Raw genomic sequence first — 26928 nt, forward strand, 5'->3', positions numbered from 1 at the left:
GAGCGCGCGTGAAGATCTCCGAGCTCGCGGGCAGGATCCGCGACCAGCGTTTCGACGGCTGGACCAACACCGCGATCGCCACCGAGATCGAGCGGATGAACACCGGCGATGGCATCGGCAGCATCGGTGTCGCGGTGGACGCGCTGAACTCGGTCGCGGACGCCCTCGCCGAGACCGATCGCACGCTGCGCACCGAGCTGGCCAAGATGGGCGTCGAATGGCAGAGCCAGGCGGGCGGCCAGGCCGGGCAGGTGTTCACCGAGCAGGCCGGGTTCTCCCAGGACGCGAAGACGAAGGTGAACCACGCCGCGGAGATGATCTTCGCGCAGGGCGAGGCCTTCAACCGCGCGCGGTACAAGCTGCCCGACGCCGAAACCGTGCGCAAGGGCGCGGGCGGGTTCACCTTCGGTGACTCCCTGCTGAGCCTGATCGGCTTCGAGACCGACCACGCGCGCCAGGTGAGCGCCGCCAACAACGCGCGGGGCCAGGCGCTCGCCGCGTTGAACGACTACGCCAAGGAGAGCGGCGAAAACCTGCTCTCCACCGAGACGTTGACCAGGCCGGAAACGCTCAAGGCCACGCCGACCGGGGAATTCGGCTCGGCCGCACTCGCCGGCTCCGCGGTCGACCTCACCCCGGACGGCAGCGTGAAACCCGCGTCGGCCGAGGTCCGCTCGCAGTACGTCGAGCCGCAGCCGGTGCGGTACCAGGCCCCGGCGCCCGCGTCCCTGCCCGCCGACCCGCCGACCCCGGCGTACGGCATCGCGGCGCAGGCGCCGCGGCAGACCACTTCGGGTACCCCCGCCGGGTACCAGCCGACCAGCCCGAGCTCTGCCCCGACGGCGCCGGCCGGTGTCCAGCGGCAGCCCGCGTCCCCGCCGCCCGGCTGGGTCAACGTGCCGGGCCGCGGTACCGGCGACTCCACGCCCGCGCGGCCACCGCTCGGACCGGCACCCGCGGTGTCCGGCCCCGGCGAGTTCGTCCCGCCGGGCGCGCCGGTCGGCACCGGCCCGGTCGTCGGTGGAACCGGTGGCACCGGCGGGACCGGTGGAACGGGCGGCCCCGGCGGTACGGGTGGTGGCCCCGGCGCGCCGGGCTCGCAGCCGGGACGTCCGGTCGGCGCCGGTGGCGGCGGCGCGGTGTCCGGCGGCGCGACCGGTGTCGACGGTGCGCTGGGCCGGGGTGTCGCGGGTACCGCCGAGACCCGGGGTGACCAGGCGCTCGGCAAGGGCCGCACGGTCGGGTCGCTGCCGCAGGCGCCCGGCCAGGCGCCCCTGCCGACGGGCCCCGTCAGCGGTGCCGGAGTGGTGGCGCCGAAGCCGGGTGCGTCCGCGGGTGACGTGGGCGCGGGAGTGGCGGCGATCGGCGCGGGCGGTGTCGGTGGCGCGCTGAGCGGCGAGCGGGATCGGGAGCGCCGCGGCTTCGGCTCCGGTGGTTCCGGCAAGGGCAAGGCCGGTCCGCTGCCGGTCGGCGAGCTGCCGGAGGAGGAGGCGGTCGCGCTGCGGAGGTCGGAGCAGCTCAACCCGAAGCAGTCGCGCGGCGACGCGAAGCTGCTCGCGAAGGCGGCGCCGCAGGACCGCCGGGAGACCGAGGACGCCGAGCACGTGCGCCGGTACGGCGTGGACGACAAGGACCTGTTCGAGGACCAGCGCATGGTGTCCCCGGACGTCATCGGTGACAAGGATGTGCGCTGACCGTGCCCGCGGAAAACGGCAGCATCGTGCTGTCCGCGCTGGAGTTCGACATGCTCTGGGAGGCCGAGGGCCTGCCACCGCGACATGTCTCGCTGGACGTGCCGACTCCGGGCGTGACGCACACCGAGCGGGCCGAACTGGTCGAGCAGGCCTGGGCGTCGCTGGCCGAGCGGCGCCTGGCCCGAGGTCGCCGGGCGACCGGCGAGCTGATCGACCTGTTCCACCTGCTGGCGCGCCCGCGGCTCGCGGTCGACGTCTGGGTGTGGGCGGAGCGGGAGATCCGCGGCCGCGCGGTCAGCCTCGGCCGTCAGGCGCTGCTGGGCGTGGTCGACGAGGGGCAGGTGTGGCTGATCCCGGCCCGCGAGGGCATGCTGCCCGAGGCCGCGGTGACGGTCGCCGGGGAGCTGGAGCCCGGCATCGGCCAGGCCGTCAGCGTCCCGCACGACGTACTGATGGCCGCCGACGCCGACGCGCGCGGTGACGCGAAGGCGCTGGTCACCGCGTTGGAGGATCGGCGGATCCCGCTGTTCCAGGCCCAGGAGCTGGCGGGCATGCTCCTCGGCCAGCATGCCCGTGGCCAGTTCGGCGCCGAGCGGATCGGCCGTGACGGCGTCGCCCACCGGGCCTCGCGCGTCGTCGCCTTCTACGACACCGACGCCGGGCGGTACCTGTTCCAGCTCGGCAAGGACGCCGACGGCAGCGACTGGGCGACCGTCGCCCCGGCCGACAACGCGCTGCTGGCCGAACGGATCCGGGAACTGCTCGCCGAAGCCTGACTCAGGCCTTGGGCAATGCGGAAATCACCACCTTCGCGAATTCCCTGGTTTGCGCGCAGGCGCGGCCGGGATCTTTTTGCTCACTGTCCGACAGGGTGTGCGAAAGCGTGGTCTTTTCGGCGATTTCATGGGTGATCTTGCGCTGTAGCCAGCTGATGGAGCACGACGACGTGTCGCGTTCGTCGAGGACGGGGACGCCCGCGATTTCCGATACGTTCGGCCCGGTCAGTTTCCCGGCGGGGTCCGAGGCTCGCAACGGTCGGATACTGTAGATTCCCCCGGCGGTCCAGCTACACTCGAAGAGCCCTTTCACTTCCACGCGAACGGTTTGTCCGACGACCTTTTCCAGTTCCTTCTTGGGAACTGTGGTGCACATATCCACGGTGAGCGCGGTTCCGGTGTTCGTCGGAACGGTCGGCGGATTGCCCGCGCGTAACCGTTTGACCATGGATTGCGCGAATTCGGTCGCCACGGCACAGTCGTTCGCTCCGGCGTCGCTGGAGTCCGCCTGGAGGCCGAAGCCGGTCTGCGTCGGAATCGTGACCATGACAACGCAGCCCGAACTCGAGCTCTTTTTCTGGACCGCTTCGAGGGATTCGATGGTCACCGGTTCGCCGCCGCTCACCCTGGTCATGGGTTCGGCCAGGGAAATGGTGACCGGCGTGTTCTTGCCGAGCGCGGAGTTCTGGAGACCGTACTTGCACTTGGTGAACTCGGTCTGGTCTTCGGCGCCGGTGATGGGCCCGGACTGGGGAGTCGAGTCCCGGTCGAGCAGCTTGCAGGGATCCACCGTGCGCAGCACCTCGAAGCTCAACGGGTCCACCGGGGGCGGGCCGGGTGTCGAACCGGCGGGCGCGGCGGCCGGTGGGGACGAATCACGGTTGAGCAGTACGACCGTGGTCGCCGCCGCACCCAGCACGACGACGCTCGCCGCGGCGATGGCCGCGATGAGCCGCCCTCGCCGTTTTCCGGGGCGAGCCGTGACCGGCTCGGGCGCGGGGGCCGGGAGCGAAAGCGCGGTGTTCACCTCGGCCTTCTGCCGGGCGATCATGGTGTGCACCGTCGGCGGCCAAGGCGTGGCGCTCGGGGTGACCGAGCCGAGGAAGTCGAGGATCTGTGCCGGTGTCGGCCGCTGTGCGGGGTCCTTCGCCAGGCACGGTTCGGCGAGGCGACGCACGTCGGGGTGCAGCATCCGCAGGTCGGGCTGGGTGTGGACCACGTTGTAGAGCGTCTGCGGCGTGGACGTGCCGGTGAACGGTCCCTGTCCGGTCGCGGCCATCACCAGCAGCGCGCCCAGCGAGAAGATGTCGCTCGCCGGGGTCACCGGGCGGCCGTCGGCCTGCTCGGGCGACATGAAGCCCGGCGAGCCGATGATCGACCCGGTGTGCGTGAGTTCGGTGTCGCCCTCGGCGGCGCGGGCGATGCCGAAGTCGATCACGCGGGGGCCGTCGTCGGTGAGCAGGACGTTGCTGGGCTTCAGGTCGCGGTGGATGAGCCCGACCCGGTGGATCTCGCCCAACGCCGAGGCCAGGCCGACCGCGAGGAACCGCACCGACTCGACCGGCAGCGGTCCGGCGGCGTCGATGGCCTCCTTGAGCGAAGGCCCGGCGACGAACACGGAGGCCAGCCAGGGCGTCGCGGCTTCGGGGTCCGCGTCCATGACGGCCGCGGTGTAGGCACCGGACACCATGCGGGACGTCTGGACCTCGCGGTGGAACCGGGAACGGAAACCCTCGTCGTGCGCGAAACCCGGATGGACCTGCTTCAGTGCCACGAGCCGTCCGTCCGGCGACACGCCGAGCAGCACCCGGCCCATGCCACCCTCACCGAGCAGCGCGACCAGCCGATAGCGTCCGACTTGCCGGGATTCACCCGGATTCAACGGTTTCATGATCACCCACCTCCCCGGACGCATGCTACAAAGCGCGTCCGGTGGGCGCGCACGCATCACCGGGTGGAGTTTGACGAAGATCCGCGCACGGGGCGCAGCCGAAGTCTTACAGTATGCGCGGGAACCGTCCTGGTGGTGCCGACGTCACACCAGGCGGACGCAGCTTTCCGAAGGGGATGACGAACCGTGCCTGTGTACGACCCGGACTCGATGGGCATTGCCGCCAAGCAGGTCGAGAAGCTCAAGGACGAGTTCGAGAAGTCCAAGAAGCACCTCACGGGGATGGACCACGAGAAGGAAAGCCCCTTCGGCGGCATGACCGGTGCCGATGACGCGCACGGCGCGGTCGGTCATTTCAAGCAGGGTGTGCACAACGAGTTCGACGCCGCCGGGAAGCTGATGGAGGCGACCGGTCTCGCCCTGCGCAAGGCCGCGGGCCTGATCAACGAGGCCGACCAGGTCGCCAAGAGCGACGTGACGTTGCACCAGTCGGGAAACCAGTGAGCGTGTCGATCGTGGCCATGAGGACTTTCGCGAGTGAGGGGGTGGAGTAGTGCCGGCCGAGAAGATCGAGAATCCGCCGAAGAACTGGAATGTGCTCCAGGACAAGGTCGCGCAGATCGAGAAGATCAATCCGCAGGCCATTCAGCAGGCCGCCGACCAGTTCAAGAACGCGGCCAGTCAGGCCGGTGACCACAGCGCGGCACTCAAGTCCTCGACGGACGCCCTCAACGGCGGGGTGTGGTCGGGTCCCGCGGCGGACAACTTCTTCGCCTACGTCAAGCAGATCACCACCGCGGGCGACAAGGTCCAGAAGCACCTGACGGAGGTCGGCGACGATCTGACCCAGCTGCAGGGGCAGCTGGCCGACATCAAGCGGAACATCACCAGCAAGCGCGACGATCTGAAGGCGAAGTTCGACGGGGAGATCCCGAAGCAGCAGGCCGCCGCGGACGCCGCGCAGGCCAAGGCCGACGCCGTTCGCGACAACGGCAAGGGCGAGATGCCCAATCCGTCGGCGAGCCAGCTCGTCCAGCAGGCCCGCACCGGCAACGAACAGCTCGTCACGACCACGGCCACGGACGTGGAAGGCCTGATGGCGACGGCCGACCGGTTGATCGCCAAGTCCCAAGAACTGATGAAGACGCAGATCGAGGGCGGCTACAAGGACGTTCCGCCGCCGGGCAAGGACGGGACGATTCCGCAGAGCACCGGCGGTATCCACAGCAACGGCGCCATGTCGAACCACGGTGGTGGCGGCGGAGGGGGCGGCGGTGGCGGTGGTGGGGGCGGCGGCCTCGGGCCGAGTGGCGGGCCGCCTTCGTCCCCGCCGCCGGGCAACGTGCAGCAGTGGATCCAGGAGGCGATCAAGGCGCTCCAGGCCGCGGGCGTGAACGTCACCGAGGCCGACATCCCGAACATCTGGGCCATCATCCAGCACGAGTCGGGCGGCAATCCCAACGCGATCAACAACTGGGATTCGAACGCCGCCGCCGGGCACCCGTCGAAGGGGCTCATGCAGTGCATCGACTCGACGTTCAATTCGCACAAACTGCCCGGGCACGACAACATCTACAACCCGGTCGACAACATCATCGCGGGCGTGAAGTACTCGATCAGCCGATACGGTTCGATCGGTAACGTCCCCGGCCTGAAGTCGATGTCGCACGGCGGCGCCTACCAGGGTTACTGATTCCGAAGTCCGTGAATGCCACATCGAGGGACTCAGAGTCCCTCAATGTGGCATTCACGGACCGTCAGTAGTCCTTGAGGCGCACCGAGTTCGCGGAGTCGGCCAGCGGTCGCATCGCCTTACGCATGATCTGCTCCCGGAACGGCAGGTAACGCAGCGCCCGCATGCTCTGGATCTGCCGCCACTGCCCGGCCCGCGTCCGGGACTGGCGCCGCTGGTTCGCCGTCGCCAACTCCTGGTTCTTCGCCACGAACGGCCGCATGATCTCGGTGTACCGCGCGAACGCCGTTTGATGGTCACCGCGCGCGGCCCGCAGTTCGCCCGCCAGGACGTAGGCGCCGACGAGCGCCAAACTGGTGCCCTGTCCGGAAAGGGGCGACGGGCCGTAGCCCGCGTCGCCGACAAGGGTGACGCGTCCGGCGGTCCAGGAGTCCATCCGGACCTGGCTCATCGAGTCGAAGTACAGTTCCGGCGCCGAACGCATTTCCCGCAGCAGGCGCGGGGTTTCCCAGCCACCGCCGAGAAACGCGTCCGTGACGAGCTTTTCCTGCTGGGCACGGTCGCGATGGTCGTAGTCCAGCACCGGTGACTCGAATCCCAGCATGGCCCGCGTTTCCGCGTTGCCCCGCGCGCTGTAGACACCGGCAAGCCGCCCCGGTGACATATGGAAGGACTGCCAGCGGTCCAGGTTCAGGTAGTTCGGCATGGTGAACACGGCCAGGTAGGTGTCCAGGTGGTGCACGTAGCGCGCTTCCGGGCCGAAGGCCAGCCGCCGCACCGCCGAGTGGATGCCGTCCGCGCCGACCACGAGGTCGAACGTGCGCGGCGCGCTGGCGGCGAAGGTGACGTCGACGCCGTCGGGGGTCTGGGTCAGTCCGGTGATCGCGTCGTCGAAGACGTACTCGACGCCTTCGGTTGTCGCGTAGAGGATGTCGGTCAGTTCGTCGCGCAGGATTTCGATGTCCTCGTTGCCGACGAGGCCGCCGGTCAGCGTGTGCTCGGTGACGTCCACGAGTTTCCGGCCGCGAGCGTTGTACCAGGACATGCCGCGCATGTCGGTGCGCTTCTCCCGCAGGAGGTCCGCCACGCCCATCCGCTCGACGACGCCGAGCGCGCTGCCCCGGATGTCGATCGCGTGCCCGCCGCGCCTCGGCGCCTCGGCGCGTTCGACGACGGTCGGCCGGAAACCGTGGTGGCGCAGCCAGTAGGCCAGCGTGATCCCGGCGGCCCCGGCACCCGAGATCAGAATGTTCTTCGTGGTCATGACGCCCCTTGTGTACGTTGTCCGAAGTGCGATGCGTACAAGGTATGCACTTCGGGATGTATGGGCCTAGAGCTGGGAAGATCTAAGATCAGAGCACTAGTGCGCGGAGGGGCTCCGAGCAGGAGCGCACTAGGCTCTGCGGAGCGAGCGCACTAGTGCACTGGGAGGAAAGATGGGCACGCCGCAGGAACCGCCCTACCGCCGGATCGTCACCGAGATCCGCCGCCGGATCGCCGCGGGCGAGCTGGCGCCGGGCGCGCGGGTCCCGTCGACCCGGCAGATCGTCCGGGACTGGGGCGTCGCGATGGCCACCGCGACCAAGGTGATCGCGACCCTGCGCGACGAGGGGCTCGTGGTCACTCGTCCCGGCGCCGGGACCGTCGTCGCGGCACCGGCACGGCACGCGCCGAAGCGGGAGGCCGAGCTGTCCCGGGAGAGCATCGTGCGTGCCGCCGTCGGCATCGCCGACACCGAGGGCATCGGCGCGCTGGCGATGCGGCGGATCGCCTCGGAACTCGGGGTCGCCACGATGGCGCTCTACCGGCACGTCCCCAAGAAGGACGACCTCGTGCTCGAAATGGCGGATCTCGTCCTCGGCGAGGTCAGCTTCCCCGCCGTGCCGCCGGAGGGCTGGCGCGCGCAGCTCGAACTGCTGGCCACCCGCCAGTGGCAGCTGTTCCGGCGGCATCCCTGGCTCGCGCAGGCGCTTTCGGTCACCCGCCCGCAGCCGCTGCCGAACCTGCTCGACCACGCCGAGTGGGCCGTCCGCGCGCTCGACGGCCACGGCCTCGCGCATTCGACGATCATGTACGCGCACATCACGCTGTTCAACTACGTCCGCGCGACGGCGCTGAACTTCGAATGGGAGGCCGAGGCCGAGGCCGGATCCGCGCGGTCGGACGAGGAGTGGCTGGCCGAGCACGAGCCCAAGGTGTTCGAGCTGATCGCCCAGGGTCGCTATCCGTCCTTCGCCGCCGTCATCGCCCGCGGCGACTTCGACTTCGAGCTGGACCGGCTGTTCGGTTTCGGCCTGCAACGCCTGCTCGACGGCTACGGGGCGTTGATCGCGCGGACCGCGTCACCCCGTGGCCGGACGTAGCCGGGCTAGCCTGCTGTCATGGTCGACCTTGGTGCTTTCGCCGGGCCCGCGCCGCGGTCCGGAGTTCCCCCGTTCCACGTCATGGACGTCCTCTCCGCGGCGCAGGCGCGGCAGCGCAGTCACGGTGACCTGGTCGCGCTCTGCGCCGGCCAGCCGTCGGCGCCCGCGCCCGCTCCGGTGCTGGAAGCCGCGAAGAGGGCGCTGGAGACCCAGACCCTCGGCTACACCGAACAGCTCGGCATCCCCGAGCTGCGTGAAGCCGTGGCCGCGCACTATCGGCGGCGCTACCGGATCGACGTCGACGCGGGTGACGTCGTCATGACGACCGGCTCGTCCGGCGGTTTCCTGCTGTCCTTCCTCAGCGCGTTCGACCAGGGGTCGCGGGTCGCGATGGCCCGGCCCGGCTACCCGGCGTACCGGAACCTGCTGCGCGTCCTCGGCTGCGAGGTCGTGGAGTTCGCCACCGGTCCGGAGACGCACTTCCAGCCCACGGTCGCGCGGCTGGACGAACTCGGCCCGATCGACGGCCTCATCGTGGCCGCGCCGAGCAACCCGACCGGCACCGTGCTGCCGCCCGGCGAGCTGGCCGCGATCAGCGCCTGGTGCTCGTCCCGCGGCGTCCAGCTGATCAGCGACGAGATCTACCACGGCATCTCCTACGGCGCCGAGCTGGACTGCGCCTGGCAGTACGGGCACGAGGCGCTCGTCCTCGGCAGCTTCTCGAAGTACTTCGCGATGACCGGCTGGCGGCTCGGCTGGATGCTGGTCCCCCGGCGGCTGCACCGCGCCGTCGACGTGCTGACCGGCAACTTCACCATCTGCCCGCCCGCGGTCTCCCAGCACGCCGCGGTGGCGGCCTTCACACCCGAGTCCTACGCCGAGGCCGACGCGCACGTCGAGCGTTACCGCGCCAACCGGGACCGGCTCTTCGCCGGGCTGCGCGCGGTGGGCATCGACAAGCTCGCGCCCGCCGACGGGGCGTTCTACGCGTACGCGGATGTCTCGGCGTACACCACGGACAGCCTGAGCTGGTGCCGTCGGCTGCTCGACGACACCGGCGTCGCGATCGCGCCCGGAGTCGACTTCGACCCGGTCGACGGCGGGCGCTACGTGCGGTTTTCCTTCGCGGGCTCGGCCGGGGACATCGACGAGGGCGTCCGGCGGATCGGATCCTGGCTCGGGTGAAACCGGTCAGGGGGAACCCGGAGATCCCCCTGAACGTTGGCCCGGACGAGAGAGTTTTCGCGCCGAGGGTGGGAAGCTGGTCATACCGGGCCGGCAGGGCACGGGAACGCAATCGGAGGAGCCATGTTCTGGAAGATCGTCGGAGCGCTGATCGTCGCGTGGGTGGCGTTCATGGTGCTCGGCTCGGTGATCGGGTTCGTGTTCAAGGCGATCCTGTGGATCGGCGTGATCGGTGCCGTGCTGTTCATCGGCGCGGCCGGCTACCGGGCGGTCACGGGCAAGAAGGACCCCAGGCGTATCAATCAGTGAAGCCGGTGGGCCGGATGCCGGTCACGGGATCCGCGCCACCCCGGCCAGCGACGTGTAGTTCACGGGCGTCAGCTTGGCCAGGCGCGGCCCGTCCGGCCACCACTCGTGCGGGTGGGTCAGCCCGGGCCTGACGAGCTCCAGACCGTCGAAGAAGGGCTCGATCTCCTCCCGGGTGCGGTAGAGGGTGTCGAGCCCGGTGCCACAGAAGCGTTTCTCCAGCGAGGCCGCCACTTCGGCGGCCTCGCTGCCGTCGGCGGGGTTGTGCTGGTGCAGCAGCACGAGGTAGGAGCCCGGCGCCATCGCCTCGACGTAGGTCTTCACCACGTGCCGTGCCTGTTCGAGGTCGGCGATGTGGTGGATGACCGCGCACATGATCAGGCCGACCGGGCGGCGGAAGTCGAGATTGCGGACCAGCGTCTCGTCGGCCAGCGTCGCGTCCGGGTCGAGCAGGTCGCTGCCGGAGATGTGGGTGTGGTCGTTCTCCACCAGCAACGCGCGGGCGTGTGCCTGCACGACCGGATCGTTGTCGACGTAGACGACGTGCGCCTCGGCGTTGTAGCGCTGCGCGACCTGATGCGTGTTCTCCACGGTCGGGAAGCCGGAGCCCAGGTCGAGGAACTGGTCGATCCCCATCCGCTCGGTGAGGAAGCGGACCGCGCGCACGAGCCAGCCCCGCACCTCCTTCGCCATTTCCGGCGAGCCCGGCGCGATGTCGAGAATCTGCCGCAGTACCGCGCGGTCGACCGCGTAGTTGTCCTGCCCGCCCATCAGGGCGTCGTAGACCCGCGCGATGCTCGGCCGATCGAAGTCGGACGGCAGTACGGCCGGCCGGGTGCCGGACAGCGGATCGTGCGCGGGCATGTCACCTACCGCGGGAAGTCGGTGTGGGTCCAGCCAGCTTAGGCCCCTGGGCCTGACACTGTGTAGGCGGATCTGCCGTTTGGGTGAGTTCAGCCGAGTGCGGCCCGCGCCGCCTCGGCGCCGTCCCAGACGTGTGCCCGGATGCCGACCGCCGCCGCGCCGTCCACATTGGACTTCCGGTCGTCGAAGAACAGGCAGTCCTCCGGCGCCGCGCCGAGCCGGTCGAGCAGGATCCGGTAGATGCGCTCGTCCGGCTTCGCACAGCCCAGATCGCCGGAGAACAGCGTGACGCGGAAATGCCGGGCCCAGTCCTGTTCCCGGACCCAGCGGCCGAAGGTGGCCGACGCGTTGGACAGCAGCGCGAGTGCCGCGCCCGCCTCGGCCAGCGCTTCGAGCAGCTCGCGCGAGGACGGTTCGAGATGGGACCATCCCGCGACGTCGATGCTGGTCAGCTCCTGGCTCTTCGCCTCGTCGACCTCGATGCCGAGCGCGTTCCCGACCGACCGCCAGTACTCCAGGTCGCTGCTGCCCCGGTCGTAGGCGTCCCGCGTGGCCCAGTAGGGCGCTTCGAGCCGCCCGGCCTCGACACCCAGTGTGGCGGCGAGTTTCGGCAGTTCGGTGAACGACGTGCTCAGCACGTTGCCGTAGTCGAACACGATCCAGTTCATCGCATCCCCCATGCCGTCAGGAACCGGGCTTCGCCCGGCTCGTCTTGATCCGGTACAGCGTTTCCTCGACGTCGGCGGCGGACAGGTCGCGGTGCAGCACGAACCGCACCCGTTCCGGCAGCGGGTACGCCAGGATCCCCAGCGAGGCGAGCGACTTCGTCGCGGCCGGGACGTCCGGGACCTCGGCGAGCACGATGTTGGTCTCCGGTGCCGGCACCGACCAGCCGTGCTCGGCGAGTCCGGCGGCGAGGCGACGGGCGTTCTCGTGGCTCTCGGCCAGCTCGTCGACGCGGTCGAGCGCGACGAGACCGGCGGCCGCGAGCACCCCGCCCTGGCGGACACCGCCGCCGAGCATCTGCCGCGTCCGCCGCGCCAGCTCGACGAACTCCGGTGTCCCCGCGACGACCGAACCGACCGGCGCGCCGAGCCCTTTGCTGAAGCACGCCGACACGGTGTCGACGCCGACGGTCAGCGCGGCGGGCGGGACACCCAGCGCGACCGCGGCGTGCCAGATCCGCGCGCCGTCGAGGTGGACCTTCAGCCCGGCCTGCCTCGCTACCGCGAGCAACCGGGCGTGCTCGTCCGGCGGGGTGACCGCGCCGCCCGCCGAGTTGTGCGTGTTTTCCAGGCACAGCAACGAAGTACGCAGGGTGAAGTAGGGGCCAACGGTGCCGATGGCCCGTTCGAGCGCCTCGGCGGTGGGCCGGCCGGGCCCGGCGTCGTGCTCCAGCGGTTCCGGCATCCCGCCCGCGAGCCAGGCGGCGGAGCCGAGCTCGTTGTGCAGCACGTGCGCGCCGCGCATCGCGAGGAACCGGTCGCCGCGGCGCAGGTGCGCAGTCAGCGCGATCAGGTTGGCCATGGTGCCGGTCGGGGTCCACAGCGCGGCGGGCATGCCCAGCACCCGCGCCGCGCGCCGTTCGAGCTCGGCGATGGTCGGGTCGGCGTCGAGGACGTTGTCGCCGACCTCCGCCGCGGCCATCGCTCTGCGCATCGTCTCGTCCGGCCGGGTGACGGTGTCGGAGCGGAAGTCGAGCGGCTGCGGCGTCGAGGTCACGGTCCGATCACATCACATGGACGGCAGGCGGATCAATGCGGCAGGAGGCTGGTCGAACTTCGCGGGCCGTGCAACCGTGGACGCCCCCGGTTCCGTCCTACCGCCGACGACAACAGAGTGGAGCACGACTGCGCGTGGACCAGCGCGACGAGCAGGAGTTCGCGGAGTACTTCGCCGCAAGGCGGGACGCCGTGCGCCGGACCGCGTACATGCTCTGCGGTGACTGGCACCGCGCGGACGACCTCGCGCAGACGGCGTTCGTGGCGCTGCACCGGAGGTGGAAGAAGATCAGGGATCGCGGGGCGACGGACGCCTACCTGCGCAAGACCCTGGTACGGGCGTCGATCGACGAGTCGCGGCGTCCGTGGCGGCGGGAACGGCAGACCGACGAACTGCCCGAGCCGGTGCCGGACGGGCCCGGCCTCGCCGAGCGCGTCGCCACCAGGGAGGACCTCCTCGCCGCGTTGCGGGAGGTGCCGCCGAAGCAGCGCGCGGTCCTGGTCATGCGGTTCTTCGAGGGGCTAGACGTCAGCGCCGCGGCCAGGGCGCTGGGGTGCAGCGAGGGCAATGTGAAGAGCCAGACCGCGCGCGGGCTGGCGAATCTGAAACAGGTTCTGGAACGGGAGGTGGAGACCAATGGATGAGCGCGACCTCGAAACGTTGTTCTCCGCCGCGCCCGGTGAACCGCCGCCCTCGACCTTCACCGAATCCGACGTCGTCGCCGAGTCGAAGCGGCAGTCCGCCCGACACCGGTCGCGGCTGGCCGTCTCGACCAGCGCGGTCGTGCTCGTCCTCGCCGGGGCGGGAATCTTCGGGATTGTCGGCAATGTCGATTTCGGGGGGCCGAAGTCGGCGTCCTCGGGGATCAGGGCGAACTCGGCGCCGGTTCCCGGGCAACCCAGCGCTGGACCCGCACGTCCTTCAGGTTCGGGGGAGGCACCGAACTTTTCGTCCGCGTCGCCCCAGCAGGGGGGTGACGGGGACGGGAAGACCGGCCCTCGGGTCGAAGGCACCTCCGGGTGCGAGCAGGTCGACCGGGAGCTCGCCACCGCCCTCGCTGGCGAGCTCCCGGTCCCTGTCGCCGCCGATGGGGCTTCACCGGGCGGCGCCTGTACGACGGGCGCGCGCGCCGCGGGGTTCCCGCTGCCCGACGGCATGATCTCGGTCGCGGTACTTCCCGCCGGTGCCCCGCTCGACGAGCCGCGGCAGCCCGCGGGGGCGGCGATCCTCCGGCTCCCGGCCCGTGGTGGTGGCACGCTCGTGCTGGTCAGTGTCGCGGGGACGGCGGGTCACCCGGTGCCCTTCGCGGGTGAACTCGGCCGGATCGCGGGTGACCTCGCCGCGCGCTTCTGACCGGGCACCGGTCACGAGCTGGCACAATGGTGGCCCATGACTGCCGCAGCCACCACGCCCAAAGGGGAACGACGGCGCGCCGCGCTCGCCGAGGCGGCCGCGGAGCTGCTGGCCGAAGGCGGATTCGACGCCGTGCGGCATCGTGCGGTCGCCGAGCGCGCCGGTCTCCCGCTGGCCTCCACGACGTACTACTTCGACTCGCTCGAAGATCTCGTCACGACCGCCGTCGAGCACCATTCCCGGATCGAGCTCACCGCGAGCAGGCAGCGGCTGGAGGTGATGGCCACCCGCAACCGCGGGGTCCAGGCCACCATCGAGCTGGCGCTGGACATGCTGCTCGGCCCGGCCACCGGGGATCCGGAGGCCGACGCCGAGGCGGTCCTGTTGCGCTACGAGCGGCTGGTCGCCACCGGCCGCCGGAAGTACCTGCGGCCGATCATGCGGCGGCTGGGCGACCAGTTCAAGGAACTGCTGCTGGAGACGTTCACCCGGTCCGGGACGCCGGTGACCGACGCCGAGCTGGAGCGGCTGGTCGCGCTGGTCGACGGTGCCGTGGTCAACGCGCTGATCGAGGTCGACCCCGATCCGCGCGCCGCCGCCGCGCGCATGCTGCACAGCGCGCTCACCGAGAACGCCGCCGGGGTCAGCTGAGCAGCACGTAGCTGGGCTGGGGCGTCGGGTAGCGCCGGGGCTCGCCGGAACCGTCGAGCGGGAACACGAGGATCTCGTCGCTGAGCTGCGAGGCGGCGTAACAGGTGTCGCCGTCCACCGCGAAGTGCCGGGGCCAGACACCGGCGGGGTGATCGGTGACCGCGACCGCTGCCGGGTCGAGGGCGAACTCCGTGACGCAGTCCTCGCCGCGGTTGGACAGGAAGAGCCGGTCACCCGCCAGCTCGACGTGGGCCACCAGGTTCTTCGTGCTGTTGTCGGCCGCGGCGGTCGCCGGGGTCACGGCCACGACCTCGAACGCGCCGGGGCTGACCTCGCGCATCGTGATGAGGGTGCTCGCCAGCTCGCCGACGACGTAGGCGAGGTCGGTGCCCGGTCGTCGGATCAGCTGCCGGGGCCCGGTGCCCGCGGGCACGGTCGAGACCGCGAACTCGGTGAGCTTCCCTTCCTCGGAGATCCGGTAGCTGCGGATCTCGTCGGTGCCGAGGTCGACCGCGCTGACGAACGGGCCGCGTTCGTCGGCGCCGGGGACCGCCATGTGCACGTGGGCGCTTTCCTGCCGGTCCTCGACCGGGCCGCCGCCCTGGTGCCGCACGAGGTCGGTCCGGCCGGTGACCCGCCCGTCGCCGGCCAGGCCGAACACCGCGAGACTGCCGCTGGAATAGTTGGCGCACAACAGGAATCGACCGTCCGAAGTGACCGCGAGGTGACACGGGTCGTCGCCACCGCAGCCGACGGTGCCCAGCGCGGTGAGCGTGCCCGCGTCGTCGACGCCGACCGTGGTGATCGCGCCGTCCGCGGTTTCGTTGGCGGCGTAGAGCACCGGCAGCGCCGGATGCCGGGTGAGCCAGGACGGCGACTCCATCGGCAGCGTGCCCGCGGGGGTCAGCTCGCCGGCGGCGGAGCGGCGGAAGATGACGATGCCGGTCGGCCCGTAGCCGCCCACGAGGACAAGATCCATGGCGCCGAGTGTCGCGGCCGCCTGCGGCTGTGCGCAAGCGCGCCGAGTATCGTGAGGTCGTGACGGACAAGCCCCGCATTCCGAACGTGCTCGCCACCCGCTACGCCTCCACCGAGCTGGTCTCGCTGTGGTCCCCGGAGCGCAAGGTCGTGCTGGAGCGCGAGCTGTGGCTCGCCGTGCTCCGCGCGCAGGCCGATCTCGGCGTCGAGGTCCCGAGCGGCGTCGTCGCCGACTACGAGCGGGTGCTGGAGCGGGTCGACCTCGACTCGATCGCCGCGCGTGAGCGCGTCACCCGCCACGACGTCAAGGCGCGGATCGAGGAGTTCAACGCGCTGGCCGGGCACGAGCACGTCCACAAGGGAATGACCTCGCGGGACCTCACCGAGAACGTCGAACAGCTCCAGGTGCTGCGCTCCCTCGAACTGATGCGCGCGCGGGTCGCCGCGGTGCTTTCGCGGCTGGCGGCGCTCGCCGTCGAGCACGCCGACCGGGTGCTGGCCGGGCGCTCGCACAACGTCGCCGCGCAGGCGACCACGCTGGGCAAGCGGTTCGCCACCGCGGCCGACGAACTGCTCGTCGCGTTTTCGCGGCTGGACAACCTGATCGAGCGGTACCCGCTGCGTGGCATCAAGGGCCCGGTGGGCACCGCGCAGGACATGCTCGACCTGCTCGGTGACGAGTCCACTTTGGACGAACTGGAGTCGCGGGTCGCCGCGCATCTCGGCTTCAGGCAGGGGTTCGTCAGCGTCGGCCAGGTTTACCCTCGGTCACTCGACTTCGACGTACTGTCCACTGTGGTCCAGCTGGCCGCCGCGCCGTCGAGCCTGGCCAAGACGATCCGGCTGATGGCGGGCCACGAGCTGGTCACCGAGGGCTTCAAGCCCGGCCAGGTCGGCTCGTCGGCGATGCCGCACAAGATGAACACGCGTTCCTGTGAGCGGGTCAACGGGCTCGCCGTGGTGCTGCGTGGCTATCTGTCGATGATCGGCGAGCTGGCCGGTGACCAGTGGAACGAGGGTGACGTTTCCGATTCGGTGGTGCGCCGGGTCGCGCTGCCGGACGCGTTCTTCGCGCTCGACGGGCTGCTGGAGACGTTCCTCACGGTGCTCGCCGAGTTCGGCGCGTTCCCCGCGGTGATCGAGCGTGAGCTGGACCGCTACCTGCCGTTCCTGACCACCACCAAGGTGCTGATGGCCTCGGTGCGCGCGGGCGTCGGCCGGGAGACCGCGCACGAGGCGATCAAGGAGAACGCCGTCGCGGTCGCGCTGGAGATGCGGGAACGTGGGTTGGCCGAGAACGACCTGCTGGACCGGCTCGCCGCCGACGAGCGCATCCCGCTGGACCGGGACGAGCTGGACAAGCTGCTGGCCGACCGGATCTCGTTCACCGGGGTGGCGCCGCGCCAGGTCGCGGAGGTCGCGCGGCGGGTGGAAGCGGTGCTGGAACGCTTCCCGGAAGCGCGTGAGTACGCCCCGCAGCCCATCCTGTGAGCAAGGGCACCTGAAGTCGCTCACAGAGTGAGACGGAATTACCCGAACGGGCGAAATCTCTAATCTCGACCGCTGGAAACCGGAGCGCCGGGCCGCCCATCCCGCGGCCTGGCGTGTTGTATCGCGCATGCGCGCGCCTACCCACGGAAGAAGCGATGAGATCCACGCTGTCGAGAATTGCCGCCGTCGTCACCACCGGAGCGCTCGCCTTGAGCCTCGCGGCCTGCGGCTCGTCGTCGGGTGAGTCCGGCGCGGGCAAGACGCTGCGGGTGGGCACGCTCAGTGACGGGCCGCCGTCGATCTACCTGCAGAACGGCGTCTTCACCGGGTACGACAACGAGCTGCTCCGCGACATCGCGAAGCGGGAGGGCTTCCAGGTCGAGTTCGTCGGCACGGAGTTCGCCGGTCTGCTCGCCAGCGTCGCGAACGGCAAGTTCGACGTCGGCAGCTCGACCATCTCGACCACCGACGCGCGCAAGAAGACCGTCGCGTTCACCAACGGCTACGACGTGGGCTACACCACGATCGTGACGAAGAAGGACGCGAACCTCAAGGACGCGGCCGCCTTCGCCGGGAAGCGGCTCGGGGTGGTCCAGGCCTCCGTGCAGGACGAGTTCGCCGGCAAGATCGCCGGCGCGAGCGTGGTCCGTTTCCCGGACTACAACGCCGGTTTCGCGCAGCTGAAGAACGGCACCCTGGACGGCTGGGTGGTGCCGAAGGACATCGGCCAGCAGTACCTCGACCAGAACCCGGCCGTGCCGCTGGAGTTCGGCTTCACCCAGCCGAACAAGGACACCCCGTCGGCCTTCGCCGTCGCGAAGGGCAACAAGGAGCTGCTGGCGAAGCTGAACGACGGCATCGCCAAGGCGATCGCGGACGGCACCGTCGCGCGGCTGCACGCGCAGTTCTTCAAGCAGGCCCCGCTGACGCCCGAACTCGAACAGGGCGGCGCCGGCCTCCCCGTGACCAACCCCGGAGCGTGACGTCGTGAAGAAGATCCTGCTCACCACGCTGGTCGCCGGTCTGGCCGCGACGCTGACCGCCTGCGGCGGCTCGGGCGAGGCCTCGGACACCCTCCGGGTCGGCACGCTCGGGGACGCGCCGCCGAACATCTTCGTCAAGGACGGCACGTACACCGGGTTCGACAACGAGCTGCTCCGCGCCATCGCGGCGAAGAAGAACCTCAAGCTGGAGTTCTCCGCCACGGAGTTCTCCTCGCTGCTCGGCCAGGTGTCCTCGGGCCGCTACGACATCGCGAGTTCGGCGATCGCGCAGACCGACGAGCGCAAGAAGACCGTCGACTTCTCGGATGCCTACGACTTCGAGACGATGAGCATCCAGACCAAGCAGGGCAGCGCTGATGCGGGACACCCGCACCCGGGCCAGATCACCGACGAGAAGGGCTTGTCCGGCAAGCGTGTCGCGGTGATCCAGGCGACCGTCGGCGACCGGTGGCTGACCACCACGGTGCCGGACGCGAAGCCGGTGCGGTTCCCGGACTACGCCGCCGCACTGACCGCGTTGAAGACCGGCGCCGTCGACGCGTACGTCCTCGACCAGAGCATCGCGGAGAAGAACGTCACGGAGAACCCGGACGCGAAACTCGCGGTCGTGAAGAGCTTCACCACCGACGTGCCGCACGGTTTCGCCGTCCGCAAGGGCAACACCGACCTGCTGGGGAAGCTGAACGACGGCCTCAAGCAGGTGGTCAAGGACGGTACGTGGCTTAAGCTCCATCAGCAGTTCCTGCCGACCGCTCCGGTGCCCGCCGGTTTTGGAAGCTGAGCGGTCGGGAACCGATCTGCCGGAAGCTGAGGAGTGACATGAAACGGACGTTGGTCACCGCCGTCGCCGCCACCCTGCTGGCCACGCTCACCGCGTGCGGCGGGAGCGGTTCCGAGGGCAAGACGCTGCGGGTCGGCACGCTGAGTGACTCGCGGCCGAACGCCTACCAGGAGAACGGCACCTACACCGGTCTGGACAACGAACTCCTCCGGGCGATCGCGGCCAAGGTGAACCTCAAGCTGGAGTTCGCCGCGACCGACTTCTCGGCACTGCTCGGCCAGGTGGCGAACGGCACCTACGACATCGGCAGCGCCAGCGTCGCGCAGACCGAGGCGCGGAAGAAGACGGTCGACTTCTCGGTGCCCTACGCCTACCAGGCGCTCGGGATCGAGACGAAGGAAGGCACCCCGATCACCGACGAGAACTCGTTGGCGGGCAAGCGGATCGGCGTCGTGCAGGGCACCGCCTCCGACACCTGGCTGACCGCCAACGCGCCGACCGCGCAGGCCGTCCGCTTCCCGAGCGACGCGGCGGTGCTGAGCGCGCTCAAGTCGTCCGGTGTGGACGGTGCGGTGTTCGACCAGGCGTCCGCCGAGGACTACGCGAAGTCCAATGCGGACGCGAAGTTCAAGGTCGCCAAGGTCATCACGACCAACATCCCGCTCGGCTACGCGGTCAAGCGCGGGAACTCCGAACTGCTGAACAAGCTCAACGACGGGATCAAGCAGGTCGTCGCGGACGGCACCTGGGAAAAGCTGTTCAAGCAGTTCGAGCCGAACACGCCGATTCCCGCCGACTTCAAGGCAAACAAGTAGATGAACCAGTTCTTCGACACGTTTCTCAACTGGGAATACATCTGGCAGGTGTTCCCGGATCTGCTCAAGACAGGCCTGCTGAACACCCTGATCCTCGCCGTGGTCTCGGCGGTGATCGGCACCGTGCTGGGCATGGTGGTCGCGGTGATGGGCCTGTCCACGAAGAAGTGGCTGCGCTGGCCGGCGCGGGTGTACACCGACATCTTCCGTGGCCTGCCCGCGATCCTGACGATCCTGGTGATCGGTCAGGGGCTCGGCACGCTCGCGCGGGACATCGTCGGCACGAACCCGTATCCGCTGGGGATCCTGGCGCTGAGCCTGATCGCGGCGGCCTACATCGGCGAGATCTTCCGGTCCGGCATCCAGAGTGTCGAAAAAGGACAGTTGGAGGCCAGTCGCGCGCTGGGGATGAGCTACACCAAGGCGATGACGCTGGTGGTCATCCCGCAGGGCGTGCGGCGGGTGCTGCCCGCGCTGGTGAACCAGTTCATCGCGCTGATCAAGGATTCGAGCCTGGTGTACTTCCTCGGCCTGCTGCCGGAGCAGCGTGAGCTGTTCCGGATCGGGCAGGACGTCGCCGCGAACACCGGGAACCTGTCGCCGCTGGTCGCGGCCGGGTTCGTGTACCTGGTGATCACCGTGCCGCTGACGCACCTGGTGAACTACATCGACAAGAAGCTGCGGACCGGGAAGAAGGTCGACACCGTGGATCCCAACACGGAGTACACCCCGGCCAACTACGCGGGCGGAGGTACTCCCCAGTGAGCGTGCGTGCGCCGGTGCACTCGTCGAGTGTCGAGCTGCGCGACATCCACGTGAAGTTCGGGACCCTGGAGGTCCTGCGCGGGGTGGATCTTCGCGTCGAGAAGGGCAAGACGACCTGCGTCATCGGCCCGTCGGGGTCGGGCAAGTCGACGTTGCTGCGGTGTGTGAACCGGCTCCAGGAGCCGGACAGCGGTGATCTGCTGCTGAACGGCGAGAGCGTCATCGCCGCGGACCCGGACGTGCTGCGGCAGCGGGTCGGGATGGTGTTCCAGCACTTCAACCTGTTCGGGCACCGGAGCGTGCTGGACAACATCGTGCTGCCGTTGCGCAGTGTGAAACGGCTCGGCAAGGAGGAAGCCGCGGCGATCGCCCACGCTCGCCTGACCGACGTCGGCCTCGCGGACAAGGCGCCGTACCGGCCGAGCGCGCTCTCCGGCGGCCAGCAGCAGCGGGTCGCGATCGCGCGGGCGCTGGCGATGGAGCCCGAGGTCATGCTGTTCGACGAGGCGACCAGCGCGCTGGACCCCGAACTGGTCAAGGGTGTGCTGAACCTGATGGCCGGCCTCGCCGAACGCGGCCTGACCCTGCTGGTGGTGACCCACGAGATGGGCTTCGCCCGCAGCGTCGCCGACGAGGTCGCCTTCATGGACGCGGGCAAGATCGTCGAACAGGGCCCGCCCGCCGAGATCTTCGACAACCCGAAAAGCCCACGCCTGCAACGCTTCCTCTCACAGGTCCTCTGAACCCCGCGATCGGCCCCGCAACCGGTAGGCATTCCCCCACCCTCCCGGGGGCGCCCCTGCAACCAGCGTATCGAGGTTGTGGGGCCGGGAGGGTGCGCGCGGGAAATCTGTGGATGGCCGGTGCGGTTGTGGACAACTCCCGCCACCGGAGCCATTCCCCGCCACGACCGTCGGTACCCGCCGCGACCATGGTGATCGGGGGCGGCGCCCAACGGCTGTGTCCTGTGTGGTGCCGGTTATGAATGTGCGGCTTTCGTCCGATGTGCCGCTGCTGCCGGGCTTCCGGGATGTGCTGAAGGACGCCTTCGGTGCGTTGAACGTGCTGAGGGACGCCATCAGTGCGGCCAACGCAGTGAAGGACGCCTTCAGCACATTGCGCCGCGTCCTCGTACCGGCGGTGATGTCCCGAACGCGTCGTTCAGGACGTGCTCATCGTGTGTCACCGGGACCGAGCAAACCGGACAGCGCACGCGAGACATATCCGGAACACGCAGCACGCGAGGCAGGTGAGCGTCGTACACACCACGATCATCGCGGCGTCGCCAGGCCACCGGAGTAACCTGCGATCATGGCGAGAATCGCGCGGCTGACGTACTACCCGGTCAAGGGATGCGCCGGGATCTCGGTGGACACGGCGGTCGTCACCGCGGCGGGGCTGGCACACGACCGCACCTTCATGATCGCCGCGCCCGACGGCGACTTCCGCAGTCAGCGCAAGCACGCCGCGCTCGCCACCGTCCGCCCCCGGATCGCCGACGGGGAGAAGCTCGTGCTGTCCGCGCCGGGGATCGAGGATCTCGAAGTCGAGATCAGGCACGACGGCCCCCGGCACCCCGCGTCCACCTTCACCTGGCATGGCGACGCCGTGCACCAGGGCGAGGACGCGCAGGAGTGGTTCTCCACGCTGCTGCATGCCGAGTCGGTGCTCGTCGGCGTCGCGCCGGACCACGAGCGGGCCACCAGCGGCCAGACACCGGGCACCGCGGCCTTCGCCGACGGACACGCGCTGCTCGTCGTGAGTGAGTCCTCTTTGGACGGTCTCAACGAGCGGATCGAGGCGCGGGGCGGCACCCCGGTGCCGATGGATCGCTTTCGCCCGAACATCGTCGTGGCGGGCTGGACCGACCCGCACACCGAGGACGACGTCCGCGCGATGCGGGCCGGGAGCGCCGGGTTGGGGTACGCCAAGCCGTGCGTGCGGTGCTCGGTCCCGATGGTCGACCAGGAAACCGGCGTCAAGTCCGGCCCGGAGCCGATCCGCTCGCTCGCCACGTACCGCCGTGCTCCCGAGGGCGGCGTGACGTTCGGGATCAAGGCCGCCGTCACCGAACCCGGTCAGCTCGCGGTCGGCGACGAGGTGATCGTGCACTCCTGGGCGGGCCCGAGTCCCAGCGTCGCGGCCGCCGAGCCCCCGTTGATCGCGACCGCCAGCCGCCCCGCCGAATCGGTGTAGAGCACCGCCTCGCCCCGGCCCGCGTCCCCGAACGTCCGCCCCACCACCGCGCGCACCGCGACCCGCGCGCTGTGCACCGACACCGCGCCGGCCAGCTCGGCCAGTGCCAGGTCGGCGGGGCTCGCGGCGAGCTGGACGTTGCCGAAGTGGTCCACCGTCACGACCTCCGCGACCAGCTTGCCGGGAAACGCCGCGACCAGCGGGTCCGGCAGCGTCACCGGATCGGGCACCCGCGCGCCGAACTCCGCGGGCGCCACACCCAGCGCGAGATGCGCGGCGGCCGGGGCGAAAATGTCACGACCGTGGAAAGTGGCCGAGGTCTCCGACAGCCGCAGCGAGGGCTCGGACAGCTCGAAGACCTCGACGACGCCGCCGAGCGCCGACGCCGCGGGCAGCAGCAGCCCGTTGTCCGGCCCGACGAGCAGGCCGTGCCGCGCGACCACCACGACACCACGCCGAGCGGTGCCGACGCCGGGGTCGACCACCGCGAGGTGTACCGCTTCGGGCAGGTAGGGCGCGGTCTGCGCGAGCGCCGTCGCGCCGTGCCGGAGCTGCTGCGGCGGCACCTCGTGGGTGACGTCGATCACCCGGACGTCGGGCGCGAGCCGCGCGATCACCCCGTGGCAGGCCGCCACGAACCCGTCCCGCAGGCCGTAGTCGGTCGTGAACGAGATCCACCGGTACGTCATGACCTGCATCATCTCGCGGGTTAGGGTGCTGCGGTGACGACGCTCGCCGATTACCCGAAGATCTCCGCAGGCAAGGTCCGCGACCTGTACGCGGTCGACGACGACCACCTGCTGCTGGTCACCTCGGACCGGATCTCCGCCTACGACTTCATCCTGGACACGCCCATCCCGGACAAGGGCAGGGTGCTCACGGCGATGAGCGTCTTCTGGTTCACCCAGCTCGCCGACCTGATGCCGAACCACCTCGTCGCCTACGACGATCCGCGCATCCCCGCCGAGGTCCGCGGCCGCGCGCTGCTGACGCGGCGGCTGAAGATGCTGCCGGTGGAGGCCGTCGCCCGCGGTTACCTCACCGGCTCCGGGTTCGCCGACTACCGGCGTACCGGCGCGGTCTGCGGGGTCGAGCTGCCCGCCGGGCTGCCCGAGTCCGCGAAGCTGCCCGAGCCGATCTTCACCCCGGCCACCAAGGCCGAGTTCGGCGCGCACGACGAGAACGTCAGCTTCGACACCGCCGCGGCGGCGATCGGGCGGGAGCTGGCGGAGCGGGTCCGCGAGGCCACCCTCGCGATCTACCGGCGCGGCGCCGAGCTCGCCGCGGAGCGCGGGATCCTGCTGGCGGACACGAAGTTCGAGTTCGGCCAGGACGGGCAGGGCACTCTCGTCCTCGCCGACGAGGTGCTGACGCCGGACTCCTCGCGGTACTGGCCGGCCGAGGGCTACGTCCCCGGCCGCGCGCAGCCCTCCTTCGACAAGCAGTACGTCCGCGACTGGCTGACCGGGCCGGACTCCGGCTGGGACCGCGCGTCCAACACCCAGCCGCCTCCGCTGCCCGACGAGGTCATCGCCGCGACCCGCGCGCGCTACGTCGAGGCCTACGAGCGCATCACCGGCCTTTCGCTCGCGGACTGGCCGGGCTGAGCGCGCCCGTTCCCCCGGCCGAGTGAACGCCTCCGCAACCGTCGTCGGACCGTTCGACGCAGTTCACGGGGTGGTCAGGCGGGCGCCATCGGCGTGCGGCGCAATAGGCAGCGTGGACGCTCGTTTGCTGGTTTCGCTGGCCGGGATCACTCCGCGCACACTGCACCGCTGTGCCGACCTCGCGGCCGAGCTGGAGCGGCGGAAGGTGCCGCTGTCGGTCCTGTACGCCGCGCGGACCGGCGACGGCCCGGTGACGGAGTGGACGCGGGTGCGTGCGGCGGCCGGTGATTCCGTGCTGCTGCACGGATACGACCACCGCGTCACGCCCACCCACCGCGCCGTCCACCTCGGCAAGAAGGCCGAGTTCGCGGCGTTGCCCGCGCATGAGGCGCGGCTGCGGCTGATCGCCGCGAAGGCCGCCCTCGACGGCGCCGGGCTCGGTGTCGACGGGTTCGCGCCGCCGCGCTGGATCGCGTCACAGGGCACCGTGCAGGCGTTGGCGGAACACGGTTTCCGGCTGTGCGCGGATCTCGTTTCGGTGCGGGACCTGGAAAACGGCGAGTCCTGGCGCTCGCGGGTCCTGGAGTTCAGCAGTCAGTCCCAGCGCACCGAGACCGTGCGCTGTTTCGCGCTCGTGCTCGCGAGCGCGCGGGCCGCCAGGAAGGGCGGCCTCGTCCGCCTGGGGGTCGAGGCCGCCGATCTCGCGCGTCCCGGCCTCCGGCAGGCACTGCTGGACGCGGTCGACGTCGCGCTGGAGAACCGGGCCTTCGGCTCCACCTACGGCGCGCTCCGCCGGGTGGCCGCCTGAGTCAGACGGTGGTGGGCTCGGCGCGGTCGAGCACCTTCACCTCGGTGCCCTCGGGCGCGAGGTTGCCGAACAGCCCGTAGTGCAGGGCCGGATTCGCCAGCACGGCCTCGTGGATCGGCACGGCCAGCCGCGGTGCCACCGCGCGCAGGTAGTCCACCGCTTCGCCCGCCTTGAGCCACGGCGCACCGGTGGGCAGGCCGAGCACGTCGATCTTCTGCTCCGGCACGAAGAACGAGTCGCCGGGGTGGTAGAACGCGCCGTGGTCGACGATGTAGCCGACGTTCGGGATCACCGGGATGTCGTGGTGGATCACCGCGTGCTCACCGCCGACGACGTTCACCGTGCTGCGCCCGATTTCGAACGCGTCACCCGGTTTCGCGACCTCGAACTCCGCGCCGGTCTTCCGGACGGTCTCGACCGAACCGGGGTCGATGACCAGCTTCGCGCCGGGGTTGGCCTCCAGCAGCGCGGGCAACCGCTCGACGTCGAGGTGGTCGAAATGCTGGTGGGTAACGAAAACCGCGTCGAGTTCGCGTTCGGTTTCGAAACCGGCGGAGAACGTGCCCGGATCGACAAGAATCCGTGCCCCTTCGGTCTCCAGAAGCACGCAGGAATGTCCGAAATGGACAATACGCATCGAGATTCTCCTTAGGATCGTCGGTTTCCACTCTATGCCTGGAACGAGGCCGCGCCAACTCGCCGGTCGGACGCGGCGAACCGCCGTGGCAGCACGAACGGGGTGGCGAGGAGCGCGACCCCGGCCAGTGCGATGGCCGGCCGCGGACCGACGAGCTGCGCCAGCAGACCCCACGCCACGGTGATCACGGCGATGCTGAGGCTCGTGCCGATCGACCAGGCGGTGAGCACCCGTGCCTGGCGATCGGCCTCGACGGTGTTCAGCCGATACGCGGCGAGCACAGGGGCGAAGAGGCTCACACAGACGATCAGGCCGAATTCGGTGACCATCACGACCGCCAGCCCGGCCACGCCCGGCTGGACGAACGCGAGCCCGAGAGACCAGCAGGCGCGGAGCGTGCCGAAGACGCGCAGCACCGTTCGTTCGCCGAAACGCGCCGTGACGTGGCGGGCGAGCCGCGAGCCGAGCAGGCCGCCGACGCAGGGAACGGCGAACGCCAGCCCGTACTGCCAGACCGGGAATCCCAGGTGGGCGAGCATCAGCACGGACAACAGCGGCTCCGTGGCCATGATCAGCCCGTTGACCAGCAGGGCGTTGACGAAGAGTCCGCGCAGGGTGGCGTGGGCGAACAGATAGCGCCAGCCCTCGACGACGTCGCTCCAGCGCCGCGCCGCGGCTTTCCTGGGCTCGGGACGTCGCTCGGGTTCCCTGATCGCGAGGACGCCGAGCGCCGAGAGGAGGTAGCTCAGCGCGTCGACGGCGACGGTGATCACCGGCCCCAGCAGCCCGATGGCCGCGCCGCCCAGCGGTGGCCCGAGCACCGTGGCCGACCAGGTGGTGGACTCGAAACGGCTGGTCGCCACCAGGAGCCGATCGGCGGGGACGAGGGTCTTGAGGTGGGCGCCGCTGGCGGCGGTGAACGCGATCTTCGCGGCCGCGGCGATCATGGACACCACCAGGAGCTGCGCGAAGGACAGCACGTCCAGCCAGTAGGCGAGCGGGATCGAGGCCAGTACCGCGAAACGGACCACGTCCGTCGCGATCATGACCGGCCGCTTGGCACGGAACTCCATCCACGGCCCGAGCGGGATCGCCAGCAACGCCCCGAGTGCGAGCCCGGCCGAGGACAGGGTCGCGACCTCCGCCGAGCCCGCGTGGAGGACCTCGATGGCGACCACCGAGAAGGCGCCGAAGCCGAGCCCGGTCCCGTAGGCGCTGACCGCGTACGCGGCCCACAACCACCCGAGCGCCCGGCCCAGTTTCGCCCTACGCCCCATGTTTTCGCACTCGCTTCACGTCGTGGGGGCGGCCCGCTGTCGCCCGGGGAGATCGAAGCCGACGAAGGGGC

Annotated in this window: 28 protein-coding genes; 19 read left to right on the top strand and 9 right to left on the bottom strand. The window is 70.2% G+C overall.

Translation table 11 applies throughout. The features are described from left to right. Positions 1-8: 8 nt before the first annotated feature. Together ABD987_RS20265 and ABD987_RS20270 are read left to right on the top strand one after the other, a co-directional pair. Positions 9-1694: a hypothetical protein gene (locus tag ABD987_RS20265; RefSeq protein ID WP_345395538.1), complete on the top strand. Its 1686-nt coding sequence runs from the start codon at positions 9-11 to the stop codon at positions 1692-1694. A gap of 2 nt (positions 1695-1696) precedes the next feature. Further along, a complete protein-coding gene (locus ABD987_RS20270) occupies positions 1697-2470 on the top strand; it encodes an ESX secretion-associated protein EspG (RefSeq protein ID WP_345395541.1) in 774 nt (257 codons plus the stop codon). 1 nt (position 2471) lies between these two features. Here ABD987_RS20270 and ABD987_RS20275 read toward each other — a convergent pair whose 3' ends face one another. Continuing rightward, positions 2472-4361 carry a serine/threonine-protein kinase gene (locus ABD987_RS20275; protein ID WP_425551088.1) on the bottom strand — a complete coding sequence of 630 codons (1890 nt, stop codon included), beginning with the start codon at positions 4359-4361 and terminating at the stop codon, positions 2472-2474. 186 nt (positions 4362-4547) lie between these two features. On the opposite strand from ABD987_RS20275, the gene ABD987_RS20280 reads away from it, so the two are divergent. Further along, complete coding sequence (locus tag ABD987_RS20280) at positions 4548-4865, top strand: hypothetical protein (protein WP_345395544.1); 318 nt, start codon at positions 4548-4550, stop codon at positions 4863-4865. A 49-nt stretch (positions 4866-4914) separates the two neighbouring features. After that, entirely contained in the window at positions 4915-6054 is a 1140-nt protein-coding gene (locus ABD987_RS20285) for a WXG100 family type VII secretion target (RefSeq protein WP_345395547.1), read from the top strand. Between the two features lie 64 nt (positions 6055-6118). Here ABD987_RS20285 and ABD987_RS20290 read toward each other — a convergent pair whose 3' ends face one another. After that, a complete protein-coding gene (locus tag ABD987_RS20290; protein WP_345395550.1) occupies positions 6119-7318 on the bottom strand; it encodes an FAD-dependent monooxygenase in 1200 nt (399 codons plus the stop codon). A 172-nt stretch (positions 7319-7490) separates the two neighbouring features. Between ABD987_RS20290 and ABD987_RS20295 the strand changes: the two genes are divergently transcribed. The 3 genes from ABD987_RS20295 to ABD987_RS20305 all read left to right on the top strand — a co-directional run bounded on the left by ABD987_RS20295 (position 7491) and on the right by ABD987_RS20305 (position 9911). Beyond that, positions 7491-8417 carry a TetR/AcrR family transcriptional regulator C-terminal domain-containing protein gene (locus tag ABD987_RS20295; protein WP_345395553.1) on the top strand — a complete coding sequence of 309 codons (927 nt, stop codon included), beginning with the start codon at positions 7491-7493 and terminating at the stop codon, positions 8415-8417. Between the two features lie 18 nt (positions 8418-8435). Continuing rightward, positions 8436-9602, top strand: coding sequence for a pyridoxal phosphate-dependent aminotransferase (locus tag ABD987_RS20300; protein ID WP_345395556.1), 1167 nt, complete (start codon positions 8436-8438; stop codon positions 9600-9602). A 123-nt stretch (positions 9603-9725) separates the two neighbouring features. After that, on the top strand, positions 9726-9911 hold the full coding sequence (locus ABD987_RS20305; RefSeq protein ID WP_345395559.1) for a hypothetical protein: 186 nt from the start codon (positions 9726-9728) through the stop codon (positions 9909-9911). A gap of 21 nt (positions 9912-9932) precedes the next feature. On the opposite strand, the gene ABD987_RS20310 is transcribed toward ABD987_RS20305, so the two are convergent. The 3 genes from ABD987_RS20310 to ABD987_RS20320 form a co-directional block, all read right to left on the bottom strand. Next, positions 9933-10772 carry an SAM-dependent methyltransferase gene (locus tag ABD987_RS20310; protein WP_345395562.1) on the bottom strand — a complete coding sequence of 280 codons (840 nt, stop codon included), beginning with the start codon at positions 10770-10772 and terminating at the stop codon, positions 9933-9935. An 89-nt stretch (positions 10773-10861) separates the two neighbouring features. After that, entirely contained in the window at positions 10862-11440 is a 579-nt protein-coding gene (locus ABD987_RS20315; protein WP_345395565.1) for an HAD family hydrolase, read from the bottom strand. Positions 11441-11456: 16 nt separating this feature from the next. Beyond that, positions 11457-12494, bottom strand: coding sequence for a threonine aldolase family protein (locus ABD987_RS20320; RefSeq protein ID WP_345395568.1), 1038 nt, complete (start codon positions 12492-12494; stop codon positions 11457-11459). 134 nt (positions 12495-12628) lie between these two features. Between ABD987_RS20320 and ABD987_RS20325 the strand changes: the two genes are divergently transcribed. Genes ABD987_RS20325 through ABD987_RS20335 form a run of 3 tightly spaced genes read left to right on the top strand, consistent with a single transcriptional unit; the run spans position 12629 to position 14498 of the window. Beyond that, the gene (locus ABD987_RS20325) at positions 12629-13138 is read left to right on the top strand and encodes a SigE family RNA polymerase sigma factor (RefSeq protein WP_345395571.1); all 510 of its coding nucleotides are present in this window, start codon (positions 12629-12631) and stop codon (positions 13136-13138) included. Further along, positions 13131-13847: a hypothetical protein gene (locus ABD987_RS20330; RefSeq protein ID WP_345395574.1), complete on the top strand. Its 717-nt coding sequence runs from the start codon at positions 13131-13133 to the stop codon at positions 13845-13847. Before ABD987_RS20325 ends, ABD987_RS20330 begins: the two co-directional genes overlap by 8 nt. 36 nt (positions 13848-13883) lie before the next feature. Then, positions 13884-14498, top strand: coding sequence for a TetR/AcrR family transcriptional regulator (locus tag ABD987_RS20335; protein ID WP_345395577.1), 615 nt, complete (start codon positions 13884-13886; stop codon positions 14496-14498). On the opposite strand, the gene ABD987_RS20340 is transcribed toward ABD987_RS20335, so the two are convergent. Further along, positions 14491-15477 carry a lactonase family protein gene (locus ABD987_RS20340; protein WP_345395580.1) on the bottom strand — a complete coding sequence of 329 codons (987 nt, stop codon included), beginning with the start codon at positions 15475-15477 and terminating at the stop codon, positions 14491-14493. The genes ABD987_RS20335 and ABD987_RS20340 overlap by 8 nt on opposite strands. A 59-nt stretch (positions 15478-15536) precedes the next feature. On the opposite strand from ABD987_RS20340, the gene purB reads away from it, so the two are divergent. From purB to ABD987_RS20375, 7 genes are all read left to right on the top strand, one after another. Continuing rightward, positions 15537-16967 carry an adenylosuccinate lyase gene (gene purB, locus ABD987_RS20345; RefSeq protein WP_345395583.1) on the top strand — a complete coding sequence of 477 codons (1431 nt, stop codon included), beginning with the start codon at positions 15537-15539 and terminating at the stop codon, positions 16965-16967. A 155-nt stretch (positions 16968-17122) separates the two neighbouring features. Beyond that, positions 17123-17950 carry a substrate-binding periplasmic protein gene (locus ABD987_RS20350; RefSeq protein ID WP_345395586.1) on the top strand — a complete coding sequence of 276 codons (828 nt, stop codon included), beginning with the start codon at positions 17123-17125 and terminating at the stop codon, positions 17948-17950. Positions 17951-17954: 4 nt separating this feature from the next. After that, positions 17955-18752, top strand: coding sequence for an ABC transporter substrate-binding protein (locus ABD987_RS20355; protein WP_345395589.1), 798 nt, complete (start codon positions 17955-17957; stop codon positions 18750-18752). A gap of 38 nt (positions 18753-18790) precedes the next feature. After that, positions 18791-19567: a substrate-binding periplasmic protein gene (locus tag ABD987_RS20360; protein ID WP_345395592.1), complete on the top strand. Its 777-nt coding sequence runs from the start codon at positions 18791-18793 to the stop codon at positions 19565-19567. Then, complete coding sequence (locus tag ABD987_RS20365; RefSeq protein ID WP_345395596.1) at positions 19568-20332, top strand: amino acid ABC transporter permease; 765 nt, start codon at positions 19568-19570, stop codon at positions 20330-20332. Between the two features lie 2 nt (positions 20333-20334). After that, entirely contained in the window at positions 20335-21075 is a 741-nt protein-coding gene (locus ABD987_RS20370; protein ID WP_345396211.1) for an amino acid ABC transporter ATP-binding protein, read from the top strand. Positions 21076-21643: 568 nt separating this feature from the next. Further along, entirely contained in the window at positions 21644-22528 is an 885-nt protein-coding gene (locus ABD987_RS20375) for an MOSC domain-containing protein (RefSeq protein ID WP_345395599.1), read from the top strand. Here the strand turns inward: ABD987_RS20375 and ABD987_RS20380 are convergent. Further along, positions 22411-23217 carry an SAM hydrolase/SAM-dependent halogenase family protein gene (locus ABD987_RS20380; protein ID WP_345395602.1) on the bottom strand — a complete coding sequence of 269 codons (807 nt, stop codon included), beginning with the start codon at positions 23215-23217 and terminating at the stop codon, positions 22411-22413. The two genes, ABD987_RS20375 and ABD987_RS20380, sit on opposite strands and share 118 nt — an antisense overlap. Before the next feature lie 33 nt (positions 23218-23250). On the opposite strand from ABD987_RS20380, the gene ABD987_RS20385 reads away from it, so the two are divergent. Together ABD987_RS20385 and ABD987_RS20390 are read left to right on the top strand one after the other, a co-directional pair. Continuing rightward, positions 23251-24135 (top strand): phosphoribosylaminoimidazolesuccinocarboxamide synthase, encoded by an 885-nt coding sequence (locus ABD987_RS20385; protein WP_345395605.1) that lies wholly within the window; start codon positions 23251-23253, stop codon positions 24133-24135. A 112-nt stretch (positions 24136-24247) separates the two neighbouring features. Then, positions 24248-24943 carry a DUF2334 domain-containing protein gene (locus ABD987_RS20390; protein ID WP_345395608.1) on the top strand — a complete coding sequence of 232 codons (696 nt, stop codon included), beginning with the start codon at positions 24248-24250 and terminating at the stop codon, positions 24941-24943. A 1-nt stretch (position 24944) separates the two neighbouring features. Here ABD987_RS20390 and ABD987_RS20395 read toward each other — a convergent pair whose 3' ends face one another. Together ABD987_RS20395 and ABD987_RS20400 are read right to left on the bottom strand one after the other, a co-directional pair. After that, a complete protein-coding gene (locus ABD987_RS20395) occupies positions 24945-25580 on the bottom strand; it encodes an MBL fold metallo-hydrolase (RefSeq protein WP_345395611.1) in 636 nt (211 codons plus the stop codon). A gap of 32 nt (positions 25581-25612) precedes the next feature. Continuing rightward, positions 25613-26857: an MFS transporter gene (locus tag ABD987_RS20400; RefSeq protein WP_345395614.1), complete on the bottom strand. Its 1245-nt coding sequence runs from the start codon at positions 26855-26857 to the stop codon at positions 25613-25615. Positions 26858-26928: the final 71 nt, after the last annotated feature.

Origin of the sequence: Amycolatopsis samaneae, from assembly GCF_039541975.1 — a bacterium.
Lineage (GTDB): Bacteria > Actinomycetota > Actinomycetes > Mycobacteriales > Pseudonocardiaceae > Amycolatopsis > Amycolatopsis samaneae.

Excerpts from the sequence above, each read along its gene's own strand:
- ABD987_RS20360 (WP_345395592.1), top strand. The coding sequence starts at position 18,791 with ATGAAACGGACGTTGGTCACCGCCGTCGCCGCCACCCTGCTGGCCACG.
- ABD987_RS20310 (WP_345395562.1), bottom strand. The coding sequence starts at position 10,772 with ATGCCCGCGCACGATCCGCTGTCCGGCACCCGGCCGGCCGTACTGCCG.
- ABD987_RS20275 (WP_425551088.1), bottom strand. The coding sequence starts at position 4,361 with ATGAAACCGTTGAATCCGGGTGAATCCCGGCAAGTCGGACGCTATCGG.
- ABD987_RS20340 (WP_345395580.1), bottom strand. The coding sequence starts at position 15,477 with ATGGATCTTGTCCTCGTGGGCGGCTACGGGCCGACCGGCATCGTCATC.
- ABD987_RS20300 (WP_345395556.1), top strand. The coding sequence starts at position 8,436 with ATGGTCGACCTTGGTGCTTTCGCCGGGCCCGCGCCGCGGTCCGGAGTT.
- ABD987_RS20350 (WP_345395586.1), top strand. The coding sequence starts at position 17,123 with ATGAGATCCACGCTGTCGAGAATTGCCGCCGTCGTCACCACCGGAGCG.
- ABD987_RS20375 (WP_345395599.1), top strand. The coding sequence starts at position 21,644 with ATGGCGAGAATCGCGCGGCTGACGTACTACCCGGTCAAGGGATGCGCC.
- ABD987_RS20335 (WP_345395577.1), top strand. The coding sequence starts at position 13,884 with ATGACTGCCGCAGCCACCACGCCCAAAGGGGAACGACGGCGCGCCGCG.
- ABD987_RS20330 (WP_345395574.1), top strand. The coding sequence starts at position 13,131 with ATGGATGAGCGCGACCTCGAAACGTTGTTCTCCGCCGCGCCCGGTGAA.
- ABD987_RS20315 (WP_345395565.1), bottom strand. The coding sequence starts at position 11,440 with ATGAACTGGATCGTGTTCGACTACGGCAACGTGCTGAGCACGTCGTTC.
- ABD987_RS20295 (WP_345395553.1), top strand. The coding sequence starts at position 7,491 with ATGGGCACGCCGCAGGAACCGCCCTACCGCCGGATCGTCACCGAGATC.
- ABD987_RS20395 (WP_345395611.1), bottom strand. The coding sequence starts at position 25,580 with ATGCGTATTGTCCATTTCGGACATTCCTGCGTGCTTCTGGAGACCGAA.
- ABD987_RS20400 (WP_345395614.1), bottom strand. The coding sequence starts at position 26,857 with ATGGGGCGTAGGGCGAAACTGGGCCGGGCGCTCGGGTGGTTGTGGGCC.
- ABD987_RS20305 (WP_345395559.1), top strand. The coding sequence starts at position 9,726 with ATGTTCTGGAAGATCGTCGGAGCGCTGATCGTCGCGTGGGTGGCGTTC.
- ABD987_RS20380 (WP_345395602.1), bottom strand. The coding sequence starts at position 23,217 with ATGACGTACCGGTGGATCTCGTTCACGACCGACTACGGCCTGCGGGAC.
- ABD987_RS20290 (WP_345395550.1), bottom strand. The coding sequence starts at position 7,318 with ATGACCACGAAGAACATTCTGATCTCGGGTGCCGGGGCCGCCGGGATC.
- ABD987_RS20365 (WP_345395596.1), top strand. The coding sequence starts at position 19,568 with ATGAACCAGTTCTTCGACACGTTTCTCAACTGGGAATACATCTGGCAG.